The sequence below is a fragment of the Mesorhizobium sp. M1A.F.Ca.IN.020.06.1.1 genome (assembly GCF_004023265.1).
Lineage (GTDB): Bacteria > Pseudomonadota > Alphaproteobacteria > Rhizobiales > Rhizobiaceae > Mesorhizobium.
Map to the genome: position 1 here is coordinate 1 of NZ_RZSR01001727.1, position 542 is coordinate 542.

General features: G+C 64.2%; 1 protein-coding gene. It reads right to left on the reverse strand.

The annotated features are described in order from the left end of the window. The coding region (locus tag EOA60_RS36570) for a sulfatase-like hydrolase/transferase (RefSeq protein WP_164899952.1) at positions 1-542 on the reverse strand (542 nt) is incomplete at both ends.

The following is a 542-nucleotide window of genomic DNA, read 5'->3' on the forward strand; positions in this document are numbered from 1 at the left end:
AACTGGTGTAGTGCAACTCGGGCGGCACCGCGCTTTTCCAGACTTCGTTCAGATCCTGTGCCCGGCTGTCGGGGTTGGCGTCGGGCTCGTAGAGGTCCACCACTTCGGGGTGGTTGCGCTTGAGCCAGGCGGCGTAGTGGCCGGCGCGAGTGGCTTCGTTGGCTTCGCCCATGACGAGGTCGACGGCATCGAAGCCGAAATAGGGACCGTGCCAGTCCTCGCAGCCCGGCCTTTCCCAATAGGCAAGCGATTCCGGCATGTCGCGTTCGACGGGCGCGAGCAGTGGCTGAAAGTGCAGCTTTCCGACGCCTTTTGTGGCGTATCCGGCAAGCGACAGCGCCTGCCACAGATTAGGGAGCCGACCGTCGAGCGCCACGCCGTTGCGCCACAATCCGTGATGGCGTGGATAGAGCCCTGTTGCCATGGTCGCTCGGCTTGGCGAGCAAATCTGGTTAGGCGTGAAATGCCGATGGAAGGTTGCGCCGCGCGCGGCGATGCGGTCGATGTTTGCGGTATGGGCGACGCGGTTGCCGGTGACCGAG